Origin of the sequence: Kyrpidia spormannii (assembly GCF_002804065.1) — a bacterium.
Taxonomy (GTDB): Bacteria; Bacillota; Bacilli; order Kyrpidiales; family Kyrpidiaceae; genus Kyrpidia; species Kyrpidia spormannii.
Window position 1 is genome coordinate 2131386 of record NZ_CP024955.1, and the last position, 12939, is coordinate 2144324.

Below are 12939 nucleotides of genomic sequence, written 5' to 3' on the forward strand. Positions count from 1 at the left end.
TAGCCATGGGGGAAGGAGCCTGGACAAGCCCAGAGAGGAGGGATTTTTGTGCCGCGTTCGATGTTCACTCGACTCGCCGCCACCGCCGCCCTCGGCCTTCTCATCGTTCTCCCGGGCTGCGGGCCCGCCGCTCCGATGCAGGCTCCCGCACCGGCACCGGCTCCCGCTCCGGCGCCGAGCCCACCCACCACTTCTGCCCCTCCACCTCTCGGCGGCACATTAGCCGTGATGATCGACAATCTCCAACAGGCCCGCCCTCAAGCGGGGGTCGACCAGGCGGCCGCGGTGGTGGAGGCCCTGGCCGAAGGACCCATCACGCGCTTCGAGGTGTTCGTCGATCACAAGGTGGCGAAAATCGGACCGGTGCGCAGCCTCCGGCCGTATTTTGCCACCTTGGCCGAATCCCTGGGGGCGCCGACAGCTCACGCCGGCGGCAGTCCCGACGCCCTTAATATGGTCCGCCGGGGCGGCTGGCCGGATCTGGACCAGATCTACAATGCCGGTTCCGCCTTTTGGCGGGATCCCCATCGCCAGGCCCCCCACAACCTGTATACCAGTACGGACAAGTTGATGGCGGCAGTTCAGGCGAAAGGATATTCCCTTGGAGAGCCGGTACCCATCCCCAGGGGCGAGATGATGGAGTCGGGGACACCCGCCAAGGCCGTGCAACTGCATTGGTACGACTACTCGGCATCCTGGACCTGGAACGGAAGCCAGTACGTGCGCAGCGAAAACGGTACGCCCCACGTGATGGATGATGGAACGCGGATTGAGAGTCAGAATATCGCGGTGATGGTAGCTCCGGATCGGATCATCGATCAGGCGGGACGCCGTCAGATCACATTGACAGGGTCGGGCCAGGGGTGGTTTTTTCGATCGGGCCAAATGTTTGAAGGAACCTGGAGCCGCACTTCGACAGGCTGGTTTCAATTTTCGACCGCGCAAGGCCCCATGAAATGGGCGGAGGGGCCCTTGTGGATTGAAATTATTTCTAGGCCATCCTGGCTCAGCGTTTCCTGAGCCAGCCCCCTTAAGTTCGCAACTTTCAAATCACCTTTACACCTTTTCAAAAAAAGGTGTTTATACGACAATAGAAAGCAACGGACCCGCAGAGCAGCAGATGAGGGGGAAAAGGATGACACCGAGAGTACTGGTCATCGAAGCGGAACCTCGCATCGCTCGCCAAGTTGCACTGAATTTAAGAAAAAACGGATTCATTCCCACCGTTGTCCCCCGCGGCCGCCTGGGGTTAGCGGCGGTGCAGGAACGAGCTCCGGACATTGTCATCCTCGACGCTTCGGTCCCAGACATGTCCTGGGACCTATGTCGAACATTGCGGCAGATCCCCGATCGATTTCTGCTACTCCTGTTGGGCCGACAATGGCTACAGGATACCGACCCGGCGGACAGACGTTCCAATGATTACGCCGACGGTTGGATGCCCAAGCCCTTTCGGCCCGATGAACTGCCCGAACGGGTGCGCGCAATTCTGTTTCGGGGGCGAAAGGAACCGATCTTTGCACGAAGGCTGCGCTTCAACGATGGGGATCTGGAGGTCGACGTCTACCGGCGCACCGCGTATCGCGGAGAACGACAGATTCCACTGACTCCCACGGAGTACATGCTGTTGTTGATGTTGGCCCGCTCGCCCGGGGTAACCATTTCGAGACAAGAATTGTCCGACTGGGTGCTGGGCCCGGATTTTGTTGGAGATTCCCGAACCATCGACGCCCATGTGAAAAACCTTCGGGCCAAGATTGAGGACCAACCGAAACATCCGAAGTACATTAAAACCGTCTATGGCACAGGATATCGCTTTCAGGGGAAACTGGATGATATTCCTTCGTAAACACGCTCACACACGCCTGATGTTGGGGGATCAGCTCTCATTCTCTTCTGCGGGTCCGTGAACGATCCCCCGGTTTCCCGACAACCAGGAGGATCAAAACCGACGAAAACCGTTCACATCCGAGTCCGGCGAACTGCCGAACCGCAGAAGCCGCCTTCGAATCCGCCCGGGCGGCCCTTCGTCGTGGCCTTATCGACCACTGTTCTGACGATACCGGATTGATCAAAGACGATTTTGCAGGAAGGGGTCACAAGTATGGAACAAACGGGGTCGGTCAATCGCCCGGAATCCGCGCGGTGTTACGAAAGGGCGCAAAAGGTCATTCTCGGCGGAGTCAACAGCCCCTCCCGGGCATTTAAAGCCGTGGGCGGGGGGGCACCGGTCTTCATCACCCGCGGCCAAGGGGCATATCTGTGGGATGTGGATGGCCATCGATATATTGATTACCTTTGCGCCTACGGTCCGGTGATTCTCGGCCACGCCCATCCAGAAATCACCGCTACCCTGACCCGGGCCGGAGAAGACGGGATTCTGTTTGGAACACCTACAACATGGGAAACGACCCTGGCCGAAACCCTCCGATCGGCCATTCCGTCCATGGAACGAATTCGGTTTGTCAACAGCGGAACCGAAGCGGTCATGAGCTCAATCCGGGTGGCCCGGGCCGCCACCGGCCGGAACAAGATCGTCAAGTTCGCGGGTTGTTACCACGGCCATTCGGATCTTGTCCTCGTGGCCGCGGGCTCCGGTCCTTCTACGGTGGGGACGCCGGACAGCGCCGGGGTCCCCCAAGGCATCGCCGAGGATGTCGTGACCGTCCCCTACAACGATCTCGATGCCCTGAGCCAGGCTTTCGACCATTTTGGCAAAGAGATTGCGGCTGTCCTCGTGGAGCCCGTGGTGGGGAACTTCGGCATCGTCCTCCCCCATCCCGGGTTCTTGGAGGGAATCCGGGATCTCGCCCGGGACCGGGGGGCTCTGGTGATCTACGACGAGGTCATTACCGGTTTTCGCTTTCATTTTGGAGGGGTTCAGACGCTGTTCGGCGTTGAACCCGATCTCACAGCTCTCGGGAAAATCGTCGGCGGAGGGCTCCCCATCGGGGCATACGGAGGGCGGGCGGAAATCATGGAGCGGGTGGCGCCCTTAGGACCCACCTACCAAGCCGGCACCATGGCCGGAAACCCTCTTTCGATGCGAGCAGGACTCACCTGCCTGGATATCCTGTCCCGGCCGGGCACCTATGAAAAGATGGATCTCCTGGGAGACCGCCTGGAAAGAGGCCTTTTGGACGTGGCCCAAAACCACGGTGTCGAGGTCACCATCAATCGCCTGAAAGGGGCGCTGACCCTCTTTTTTGGCAATCGGCCCGTCCACAACTATGAAGACGCGAAAGCTTCCCGGTCAGATCAATTTGCCCGCTTTTTTCATGAAATGCTCAACCGGGGCGTGCATCTGGCCCCTTCGAAATACGAAGCTTGGTTCCTTACCATTGCGCACACAGAACGAGATATCGATGAGACCCTCGAAGCTGCGGACGCGGCTTTTGCCGCCGTGGCCAAGGACGTGCCTTGACCCATTCAACAAGTGGCCTTCGCCCCCGGAGTACTCACCGGGGGCGAAGCGGACAAAGGCTTTATCCTTAGACGAACCTTGCAGCGGGATTCAGACGGCGACGACTTCCTTGACCTCGGGAACCGCGGCCCGAAGTGCCCGCTCGATCCCCATCTTCAAGGTCATGGTGGACATCGGGCATCCCCCGCAGGCGCCGATCAGGTGCAGGGTCACCACACCGTCTTCGACATCCACCAACTCCACGTCTCCGCCGTCGAATTGCAAACCCGGCCGGATCCGCTCCAAAGCTTCTTCCACTTTCTCCCGAAGCATGAGCGCCTTCCCCTCCAATCCGTTTTTTTCAGTATAAAAACACAACGCGCAAAAGACAAGAATTGCAATCGGCCAAAAGCGGCAGTCCCGACGACGCTAACGCTCCCGGGCACCCGGGTCGTTCACCGCTACCGGCCCTCCCGCGTCTCCGCCGATGCGGTCAGATCCTCCGTCGCAGAGGCCGATAACACTTCCTCCCGTTCATCAGGAACAGATGCCGGCTTTGGCCGCGGCCGGCTGCCCGGAATCCCTCGCCGCCGGCTCACTCCCCGAGCCCACCGATCGACGCCAAGACCTATCACGAAGGTCCAACCGTATGCGGCCATCACCCATACATACAGGGGTACAGGCTGGCCCGCCAGCCGGTGCCATTCCCACAACACCAAGGCGGCTAACGCCACGATCGCAGAGAGAATCGCCACCGCCCATTGTGCTTTTTTCATCTGAACATCCCTCCACAAGGGGTCCCCGCCTCTCCGGCCGAGCCCCGGGACCCTCGGGATCCCCACCGGGCAGGAAGACCATCAGTTCACCGGACGCACTAGAGAGACGGCTTGTCTTTCGGGCCGGATCAACTCCCGCAGCCGCGCCTCCACATCCTCCCGCTTCACTGTTTGCAAGGCCGGAATGGTGGCGAACAAATCCATGTCCTTAAAATGATAGGCCGTGATGTACCGGGCCAAGAACCGCAATGAATCGAGGCTTTTCACGAACTGTCCGATCAACCGCTTGCGGCTTCTCTCCAGAATCTCGTCTCCAATCCCGTCCTTCTCCACCTGGCGCCACCCCTCGGCCACAACCTCCAGAAAACGTTCGGGTTCAGGGGTGTTGCCTCCGATCACCGCGTGGGCATATCCTCGTCCGTAATCATACTCCCACCCGAAACTCTGATCAATCAGCTGCTTTTCGAACAATTGTCCGTACAGGGGACCGCCCTTTGTGAACAAGGCGTCGAACAAAAGAGAGGTCACCGTGTCTCTTTTCAACCCCTCCGCCCCCCGAACCTCCGTGCCGACATCCTTATACCCCACAAAAATTCGCGGGGTGTTCACCGGCATTTCGCACTCCTGGCGAGCTTGAAACACCCGGTCGGGTTCCGTCTCCGCCAATCGCTGAGCCGGTCCCTCGGCAGTGCGGTTTGCCTTTTTCGCCTGGTTCTTCTCCACCGTCTCAATCACCGTCTCCGGGTCGATTCCCCCGACCACCAACAGGTGCATATTCTGGGGGTGATAGAAGCCCCGGTAGCAGGTGTAAAGGTCTTCTTTGCTGATGGCCCGGATGCTCTCCACTGTACCCGCAATCTGAATACGCACCGGGTGGTGTTCATAAAGTCCCTTGAGAAGCTGGTAATAGACCCGGGCATCCGGATTGTCTTCGTACATGCGGATCTCCTGGGCGATGATCCCCTTCTCTTTTTCAACAGTCTCGTCGGTAAAATACGGTTCGTCGACAAAATCCAAAAGGGTTTCGAGGTTTTCGAGGATATCATGGGTAGCTGAGAACAGATAGGCGGTCATATCAAAAGTTGTATAGGCGTTGGCCGATGCCGCCCGGGAAGCAAATAATCGAAACACATCCCCTTCTTTTTTCTCGAACATCTTGTGCTCAAGAAAATGCGCCACGCCGTCGGGGACTTTGATCTCCCGCCCGTCCCCGGATCGGAAGCGGTGGTCGATGGAGCCGAAATTCGTGGAATACGTGGCAAATACCTGGTTATAGCCCGGCTTGGGCAACACCGTCACCGTCAGACCGTTCGCGCACCGGTGTTCCACCATGCGAACCCCCAAGTGATCATACTTCCGTTCCCGCATCCTCTGTCCCCTCCTTTCCGCGCAGAAAATATACGGTATCCTTTTGAACCCTCCTGCCTACAGCAGCCACTTCCTCCTCTGTCACCGCATCCAAGGCCTTTATCATCTCCCCGGGTGAACGGGAGACACCGTGAAGAATTCCCGCCAGCCTCATGTCGATCATGCCGTAAGGCGAATCCTGCAACTCCCGGTACTGGTTTTGCAAACCGATCCGCGTCCAGGTCCACTCCTCGTCGTTGATTTCCCCCCGGGCCATGGCTTCCACTTGTCGGTCGACGATCTCCATCACCGTGTCCCGATGATCGCTGGGAATCCCCGTCATCACGTACAAGACTCCCTTGTGGGCATCCAGGCGGCTAGACGCATAATAGGCCAAGTTTGCCCGTTCCCGAACATTGATGAACAATTTTGAATGGGGAAACCCACCCAATACCCCGTTGTACATCATCATCGCGGGAAAATCTTGATCCCGCCAACCGGATCCCGTTCGATAACCGATATTCAGTTTCCCTTGTTGAATATCCATGACCTCTTCCACCATTTTAACCGGTCGATCGGCCATAAAGGGCTCCCCGGCAGACCAATCCCCCCGGACCCCTGCTCTCCCCCATTTCGCGGCAAAGGCCACCACCGGATCCGGGTCCACCGGCCCAGCCACAAACAGGTGAAAAGAGCCCCCGTCCCGGATCTGTTCATAGAGGGCATAGAGAGAAGCTCCGCTGATTTGGGCCAGGTCTTCTTCAAATCCGTATCTCGGGGCCGCATAAGCCTGGCCGGCGAACATCTCCGCTGTACAACGCTGGGCGGCATACAGCATTTTGTCGTCCATGAGACTTGCGATTCTTTTCCGATGCTGCTCTTTTTCCCGATGGACGCGATCTTCCTCGAACCCATCCCCGACGACCAGGGGGTCCCATAACACTTGTCCCAACAATTCTAATGCCGGGCGGGTCAAATCCAACCCCTCTGTGATTCTCTGCCCAGCCGGCACTTGCACGACAAACTCCAACGTGACCAGATCCCCTTTGCGTTTGGCATCCGCCTGGATCGAGGCCCCGTACAGATCGGAGAAGGCATTCTGAAGATCATCAAACTCCGGAAGGTTTCGAGTTCCTCTCAGGAGCACATGGGGAAGAAGCGTTGCGGCGGTCACCGTCTCCCGTTCTAGCGGCCACACCCAGTACGCCACCATGGTGATGGTGTGGAAACGACTGGTGGACCACAGGTGCACCTGTCCTCCCGGAACGGTCGTGGTTTCAAATTCCTCACTCAAAGGGTTCCCTCCTCGTCCATACCGTCACAACTCCTGTTCTCACTCTATTCCCATGATCGCCAAAAATAAAGCCCTCCTTACGGAGGGCACCTGGTTTCGTGGACATATTTTATTTTCTCGCTTTCATCCTTTTGGAATGGGTTGCCGCCCTCGTTTTGAAGTTATTTCATCAGAGCGCCGATTTTGGCCAGGTACCTGATCTGGCTCAAATCCTTAATGAAGTACGCCACTCGCCCGGAGGCCTTGTAATTGTTTCCGACTTTCCCCACAGCATCCCGGCCTCCCAGGGACGCCACCGTGCCGAGAATCTTGGGCACAAAGGGGGTCTTTGGGCGGCCTTGCAGGTCGGCGGCCAGATTGTGGGCTACGGAATTGCCCATCTGGATGGCAAGCTGAGCCGTGGGCGGATACGGCCGCCCCTGTTCATTCAGGACAAAGCAACAATCTCCGGCCATGTACACGTCATCGTAACCGACGGCCTGAAGATACTCGTTGACTTTAGCCCGCCCCCGGGGCTCGGTTTCGAATCCGGCGTCCACGACGATCTGATTGCCCCGCACACCGCCGGTCCAGATGATGGTCCGGCTTTGGATCACTGCTCCATCTTTCAGGTGAACGGCTCCAGGCTCCACCTGCACGATGGGCGATCCCACCTTGAAGATCACACCTTTGGCCTTGAGGACTTCTTCCGCTTTGGCCACCAGATCGGGCTCGAAACCGGGAAGAATCGAAGGCATTGCTTCAACGTTGTACAAGGTCACTTGTTCCCGGGGAATGTTACTTTCTTCACAAAGTCGGGGAAGCCAATCGGCGATCTCCCCCACCAACTCAATGCCCGTGAGTCCTGCACCGCCCACCACAAAAGTCAGCAACTCCGGCCGGGGATCCAACGGGTATTCCGCGAAGCAGCGCTCGATATGCGTGCGAATCAACCGCGCTTCATCGACGGACTTCAACGTCATGCCGTACTCTTTCATCCCCGGAATGCCAAAGTACTCTGTCTCGCTCCCCAGGGCCACCACAAGATAATCGTAGGAGAGCTCCCCACCCTCCAAGGTCACGACCTTTTCCTTTGGGTCAATTTTTGTTACCACATCCTGGACAAAGCGAATCGGCTTCCCGGCGAGCAACTTTTTGAGAGGAATCCGAACCTCCGTATCCCGTTTCGCCGCTGCCGCCGGTTCATACAACTGGGTCACCAGCTGGTGATAGTCGTATTTGTTGACGAGGGTGATGTCCACCGATCCGGCCGGCGTTCCTTTAGCCAGCTTCAGGGCGGCCACCAATCCTCCGTACCCCGCTCCCAAAACCACCACGCGCTTGTTCACCGATATCCCCCACACTTTGTGTTTTATTTCACAAACCCGTCACATTCTCATCATAGATCCCCTTTTGCAGTCTGTCAAGAGGATCGCTTGGACAAAAAGTGAGAAAAGAGGCCAAGATACACGATCAGCCCGGCGGTGGCCGCCGCCCCCGATTCTAGTCCCGCCTCGTCTGGAAACAACCACTGCGGTCCAAACCACTCCGCCACTGGTCCGCCCAGGGCGGGCACCCCCATACCAAAGAGAGGGCCTTGAAGACCGATCCACATCCAATGAAAACCCACCGCCCACCCGAGGGAATTGCTATTGTCCCGGGACTGGGCCAATAGCAAGCCCAATAAAAAGCGGTTGCATGCGAAGAGCGGCCCCGGAGCCCCCATCGCCGCATACAGGGCGTATAGCAACGCGCTTCCGACCACCGCGGGCCGGGAACCATACTGGCTGCGAAGGGTGGAGAATAAGTAGCCTCGAAAAGCCAGCTCTTCCCAAAGAGCCAAAAATGAGCAACTGATCAAACCCCGCCCGGGGGTGGCGCCGGAAAAACCCTTGGGCCAATGGACCCATCCCACTGCCCAAAACAGCGTGACGGCGCCCATCACGCCAATCGCCCCCCACAAAGCTCCCGAGGAGGCCTGGCGAGCAAAACCTTCCAGACGCAGCCCCATATGGGCGGGAGAACGGCCTTCGCCAAAGCGATACATCACCGGCACCAAGGCAGCGGCAACCAAGAGCACCCATCCACTGAGCCGGCCGTCGCCTCCCGACTCATTGAGAGCCCCTGCGTTAAGCCCTGTCACCACGAGCCCGGCCACTGCGACCAGTGCCGTGTACAAAATGAGCCGCGCCCACGGTGACAGACGCCTTCCATGTCCCCCCTCCGCCATGCAAACCCCTCCGTCCGCACCATCTCATCCTGTCCTCATCCTATGTCCGCCGATGGACAGACAGACCTTTTTGGCCGGCCTGTCTGCCGACCTCAAGGCCGTCCGCATATACATGGAAGAAGATCGGCAAAAAGGAGGAAGATGCGATGTTGGTCTGCCTAGACCCTGGACATGGGGGCTCCGACCCCGGGGCCACCTATGGAACCCTCTATGAGAAAACCCTCACCCTGGCCCTGGCTTTGGCGCTAGGCCGTCGCCTGGTGGACACGTATTCTGTGGATGTCATGTACACAAGACAGGATGATCGGTTCGTCGGCTTATCCGAACGGGCAAGAATTGCGAACGATGCCCGGGCAAATTTCTTTTTGTCGATTCACATCAACGCCGGCGGCGGGGAAGGGTATGAGGATTACATCTACCCCGGCACCGAGAAAGGATCCACCGGCCGAATCCGGGACGTGTTGCACGATTATATCGCTCATTTTCTCCAGAAACTCGGGGTGGCGGACCGGGGGAAGAAAGAAGCGGATTTTGCCGTACTTCGGGAAACCGTGATGGATGCGGTGCTCCTGGAAGTCCTGTTTATCGACAGTGCCAAGGACCGCGCCTTGTTGGTCTCACCTGAATTCCAAGACCAGTTCGCAGCCGCGGCCGCCGCGGGGCTCGCCGACGCCCTGCAACTTCCCCTCCGGGGAACCCCCACGCCGGCTCCGACTCCGGCTCCGACCTCTTCCCCGGGGCCAGAAGTGTTATACCGCGTTCAGGTCGGCGCCTTCCACGACCGGCAGCGGGCAGATGCTTTGGCGGCTGAGCTGCGCCAAAAGGGATACCCCGCTATTGTTTTGCCCGAATCAGCTGCGGGTCACTAGGGTCGATGGAGAGCCATACCGGTTCTCCTTGGGCAAAGGCGGCCCGCGCCCAGTCCCGATGGGGGATCAGGGCTCTGACCGTCAGGCGATGCGTATTCACTTCCACAAGGACGCCTTCGAGGTGCAATTGAATGCTGCCGACTGAGCCCGGGAATCGATTGGGGGACGCCGCTGCGGCCTCCCCTTCCCCCCGGGGCCACACCTTCCACGCGTACGATGGGATGTAAACCCACACGTCCTCCCATTCTCGGTACAACCAGTTCGACCAGATCATGAGGTCCACGGCGCCCTGGCCGGGATACAGGCGTACCAACATCCACGAGTGGCTCCTTTGGACGACCTGTCCCCGGAACACCCGACCTCCCCCCAAGATCGCCGCCACCTCGGGGGTGGCCGGTCGGTTCCATACGTCTTCCGTGGTGCCCTCCTGGACCAACCGGCCCTTCCAAAGCAGAGCAAGGCGGTTCGACCAGTGGAAAGCCTCCTCCACGTTTGAAACGGCTACCACCGCCGTGACTCGGGTCTCCCGAAGCCAGCTCCCGGCAAAGCTGCGCCACTGCTCCTTGCTCTCCTCGGGAATATCAGCCGTCGGTTCATCAATCAGAATCACCCGGGGACGGCTGGCCAGAGCCCGGATCAGCTCCACCCGGCGCCTGTCGAAGGAGTTCAACTGCCGGGGATAGAGATCGGCTAAAGCCTCAAGGTCAGCGAGGGAGAGCCAGCGACGGGCAAGGCGGGGGCGAGGCACGACAAAAGACAGATTCCGAAAAACCGTCATATGGGGAAAAAGGCCGTCCCGAGCAAAAAGAACCGCGATGTTGCGATGCTCTACAGGTAGTCCCACCACCGACCGTCCCCCGACCCGGATATCGCCTGACACGGGTCGGACGAAACCGGCAATCGTTTCTAAAAGGAGGGTTTTCCCGGCACCCTGGGGTCCGACCAAAGTGGCAATGTCTCCTTCCCCGACAAACCACCCCGGTATACGCAGGGAAAAACCGGGATCCCCCTCTACCGTCAACCCCTCGATCTCCAGACTCAACCGCGAAACCTCCCCAGCCGTCGCCCGACCCACAGCCGTATGCCGGCAACCAACACCCAGCTGAGGAGGCTGAACATGGCCCCGATTGCTGCCAGCTCCACCGCTTTTTCCGTCATTCCTTGTGAAAACCATTGATAAATACCGGTGCCCACGGTCAAGGGAAAGGGCACAACAAAGGCCAGGGCGGCGAATTCCCCGAAAGCTCGGGCAAACACCACGGCCGCCGCTCCGAGAAGCCCATCGGCGGCCAGGGGCAGAGTCACCTGTCGAAAGGTTTTGCCCGCCCCGGCTCCCAGGGTCCGGGAGACCCTCTCCAAATGAAGATCAACGGCATCGAATCCGCGCCGACTTTCTTCCACCGCAACCGGGAGGCTGACGAACACCATCGCCACGATGACGAGGGCGTAGCCAGCCCAGGAAGACCCACTTCCCAGCATCCCCCCGCAGGCCATCACCAGCGCGAGCCCCACCGCCGCCTGGGGGACATGACCCGGGATCTGTAACAACACCCGGAGCGGCCTCCGGCGAAACCCAGGGTCCCGACTCAGGCGATAACCCACTGCGATTCCAAACATCATGTCGATGGCGGTGGCGACAGCCGCCGCCACCGCTGTGCGCAGGACGATGGTCAGGACTGCCGTGGACACGGTGGCCTGCAACATCCAAGATACCCCAAGAACAAAAAGTGGCAATAGCAGAAAAATAGCCGCCACCGTCGCTGCGAGCGTTGCCGCAGTTCTCATCCGCCCCACCCCGAGCCGTTTCTGCCCTTAAGGTACCGGACGAGGGGCACGGCGTCAACGTCGATGCCGGCCTGCACCCCGGTGTCTAAGGCTGCGTCACTTGGATGGCCGGAGAAACGCGTAGCCGGGGAGAGACATCCGGCGTGACCACCCGCAAATATGCGGCTTCATCGCAGGTGGCGAATTTGCTGCAGGTGACACAATCCTTCCAGACTTTGTGAGGCAGGGTCTGCTTCTCCACGGGGTAGAACCCGCATTTTTCAAAGAAACGCCGCTGATAGGTCAAAGCGAGTACCTGGGGGATACCTAGATGCCGGGCCTCTTCCGACAACCGATCCACCAACAGACCCCCGATCCCCTGCCCCCGGGCGTCCGGCGCCACCGCCAAGGACCGGATCTCCGCCAAATCTGCCCAAAGGATGTGCAACCCCGCGACCCCCAGCAGTCGTTCACCCTCCACCGCCACACTGAAGCATTGGAGGGATTCGTACAAGGACAGCCGGGAACGCGGGAGAAGCAACCCTTGTTGTGCATAATAATCGATCAAGACATACATGGCGTCGACGTCTTCAACCACAGCTTTCCTCAATTCCATGCCCAAACTCCCCCATCCCCGCGGGCTCAGCGTGGGGAATAAATATTCGGTGATGGTGATAAATATACACCTCACCACCGTCCGTGTCTACACTGAACCCGCCCGGGAGCGGGGGCCTGTCACCAGGTCCAGGGCTTGCCATACCCCGGCGGCGGGCCGGGCGGGGGGCCTCCCCAGCCCCCGCCGTAACCGCCCCCATATCCCCCGCCGTACCCCCCGCCGTATCCGCCACCATACCCACCGGCCCCCGGCGGAGGCCCGTAAGGAGGACCGCCCGGACCATAGGGCGGACCACCGGGGCCGTACGGCGGACCGCCGGGGCCGGGTTGGGATAGAATCAAAGGTGTCAGTGCCAACAGCGCTGCAAAAGGGATGAATAACACAAACGGGTTGACGCGGCGCAAACCCGAACTTTCCTCCCGGGTTTCTCCCTCTGTTGCCAGAGCTTCGTGCACGCGCAGATACAGACCTTTTTCCACCACTTCCACCAAAGTGCCGCGATACACCGCTGTCCGGGTCCGTACTTCGACCCATTGTCCCTTCCATCTGCGGCACCAGTCCCAATCCACGGGAAAGGGAATTCGCAGTCCGTGTTGCTGCGCCCATGCGGCGTCAGCCATATGCCACTCCCCCTTTCACCCTACCCTACAGCATATGGCCG

General features: G+C 59.4%; 14 protein-coding genes. 4 read left to right on the plus strand and 10 right to left on the minus strand.

Features of this window, described 5'->3' with window-relative positions:
* Positions 1–48: 48 nt before the first annotated feature.
* The 3 genes from CVV65_RS10770 to CVV65_RS10780 all read left to right on the plus strand — a co-directional run bounded on the left by CVV65_RS10770 (position 49) and on the right by CVV65_RS10780 (position 3424).
* A complete protein-coding gene (locus CVV65_RS10770) occupies positions 49–1020 on the plus strand; it encodes a DUF3048 domain-containing protein (protein WP_100668124.1) in 972 nt (323 codons plus the stop codon).
* 115 nt (positions 1021–1135) lie between these two features.
* The gene (locus tag CVV65_RS10775) at positions 1136–1849 is read left to right on the plus strand and encodes a response regulator transcription factor (protein ID WP_198592002.1); all 714 of its coding nucleotides are present in this window, start codon (positions 1136–1138) and stop codon (positions 1847–1849) included.
* A 255-nt stretch (positions 1850–2104) separates the two neighbouring features.
* Positions 2105–3424, plus strand: a complete 1320-nt coding sequence (locus CVV65_RS10780; RefSeq protein WP_100668126.1) for a glutamate-1-semialdehyde 2,1-aminomutase — start codon at positions 2105–2107, stop codon at positions 3422–3424.
* 90 nt (positions 3425–3514) lie between these two features.
* Here the strand turns inward: CVV65_RS10780 and CVV65_RS10785 are convergent, their stop codons facing one another.
* From CVV65_RS10785 to CVV65_RS10810, 6 genes are all read right to left on the minus strand, one after another.
* Positions 3515–3736 (minus strand): NifU family protein, encoded by a 222-nt coding sequence (locus CVV65_RS10785; protein ID WP_100668127.1) that lies wholly within the window; start codon positions 3734–3736, stop codon positions 3515–3517.
* A gap of 128 nt (positions 3737–3864) precedes the next feature.
* Positions 3865–4179 (minus strand): hypothetical protein, encoded by a 315-nt coding sequence (locus tag CVV65_RS10790; RefSeq protein WP_100668128.1) that lies wholly within the window; start codon positions 4177–4179, stop codon positions 3865–3867.
* A gap of 81 nt (positions 4180–4260) precedes the next feature.
* Complete coding sequence (gene yfmH / locus CVV65_RS10795) at positions 4261–5547, minus strand: EF-P 5-aminopentanol modification-associated protein YfmH (RefSeq protein WP_100668129.1); 1287 nt, start codon at positions 5545–5547, stop codon at positions 4261–4263.
* Entirely contained in the window at positions 5528–6820 is a 1293-nt protein-coding gene (gene yfmF / locus CVV65_RS10800; RefSeq protein WP_100668130.1) for an EF-P 5-aminopentanol modification-associated protein YfmF, read from the minus strand. Before yfmF ends, yfmH begins: the two co-directional genes overlap by 20 nt.
* A 161-nt stretch (positions 6821–6981) precedes the next feature.
* Positions 6982–8148: an NAD(P)/FAD-dependent oxidoreductase gene (locus CVV65_RS10805; RefSeq protein ID WP_232796591.1), complete on the minus strand. Its 1167-nt coding sequence runs from the start codon at positions 8146–8148 to the stop codon at positions 6982–6984.
* Between the two features lie 74 nt (positions 8149–8222).
* Entirely contained in the window at positions 8223–9029 is an 807-nt protein-coding gene (locus CVV65_RS10810) for a CPBP family intramembrane glutamic endopeptidase (RefSeq protein WP_100668131.1), read from the minus strand.
* Between the two features lie 146 nt (positions 9030–9175).
* On the opposite strand from CVV65_RS10810, the gene CVV65_RS10815 reads away from it, so the two are divergent.
* Entirely contained in the window at positions 9176–9898 is a 723-nt protein-coding gene (locus CVV65_RS10815) for an N-acetylmuramoyl-L-alanine amidase (RefSeq protein ID WP_100668132.1), read from the plus strand.
* Here CVV65_RS10815 and CVV65_RS10820 read toward each other — a convergent pair.
* From CVV65_RS10820 to CVV65_RS10835, 4 genes are all read right to left on the minus strand, one after another.
* Positions 9864–10940 carry an ABC transporter ATP-binding protein gene (locus CVV65_RS10820; RefSeq protein ID WP_157935480.1) on the minus strand — a complete coding sequence of 359 codons (1077 nt, stop codon included), beginning with the start codon at positions 10938–10940 and terminating at the stop codon, positions 9864–9866. The two genes, CVV65_RS10815 and CVV65_RS10820, sit on opposite strands and share 35 nt — an antisense overlap.
* The gene (locus tag CVV65_RS10825) at positions 10937–11683 is read right to left on the minus strand and encodes an ABC transporter permease subunit (RefSeq protein ID WP_100668134.1); all 747 of its coding nucleotides are present in this window, start codon (positions 11681–11683) and stop codon (positions 10937–10939) included. The genes CVV65_RS10820 and CVV65_RS10825 overlap by 4 nt, the downstream gene beginning before the upstream one ends.
* Before the next feature lie 85 nt (positions 11684–11768).
* Complete coding sequence (locus tag CVV65_RS10830; RefSeq protein ID WP_100668135.1) at positions 11769–12278, minus strand: N-acetyltransferase; 510 nt, start codon at positions 12276–12278, stop codon at positions 11769–11771.
* Positions 12279–12397: 119 nt separating this feature from the next.
* On the minus strand, positions 12398–12898 hold the full coding sequence (locus CVV65_RS10835) for an LSm family protein (RefSeq protein ID WP_100668136.1): 501 nt from the start codon (positions 12896–12898) through the stop codon (positions 12398–12400).
* Positions 12899–12939 lie beyond the last annotated feature (41 nt).

Coding starts and splice junctions, on each gene's coding strand:
- CVV65_RS10775 (WP_198592002.1), top strand. CDS start 1,136: ATGACACCGAGAGTACTGGTCATCGAAGCGGAACCTCGCATCGCTCGC.
- CVV65_RS10780 (WP_100668126.1), top strand. CDS start 2,105: ATGGAACAAACGGGGTCGGTCAATCGCCCGGAATCCGCGCGGTGTTAC.
- CVV65_RS10785 (WP_100668127.1), bottom strand. CDS start 3,736: ATGCTTCGGGAGAAAGTGGAAGAAGCTTTGGAGCGGATCCGGCCGGGT.
- CVV65_RS10790 (WP_100668128.1), bottom strand. CDS start 4,179: ATGAAAAAAGCACAATGGGCGGTGGCGATTCTCTCTGCGATCGTGGCG.
- yfmH (WP_100668129.1), bottom strand. CDS start 5,547: ATGCGGGAACGGAAGTATGATCACTTGGGGGTTCGCATGGTGGAACAC.
- CVV65_RS10810 (WP_100668131.1), bottom strand. CDS start 9,029: ATGGCGGAGGGGGGACATGGAAGGCGTCTGTCACCGTGGGCGCGGCTC.
- CVV65_RS10815 (WP_100668132.1), top strand. CDS start 9,176: ATGTTGGTCTGCCTAGACCCTGGACATGGGGGCTCCGACCCCGGGGCC.
- CVV65_RS10825 (WP_100668134.1), bottom strand. CDS start 11,683: ATGAGAACTGCGGCAACGCTCGCAGCGACGGTGGCGGCTATTTTTCTG.
- CVV65_RS10830 (WP_100668135.1), bottom strand. CDS start 12,278: ATGGAATTGAGGAAAGCTGTGGTTGAAGACGTCGACGCCATGTATGTC.
- CVV65_RS10835 (WP_100668136.1), bottom strand. CDS start 12,898: ATGGCTGACGCCGCATGGGCGCAGCAACACGGACTGCGAATTCCCTTT.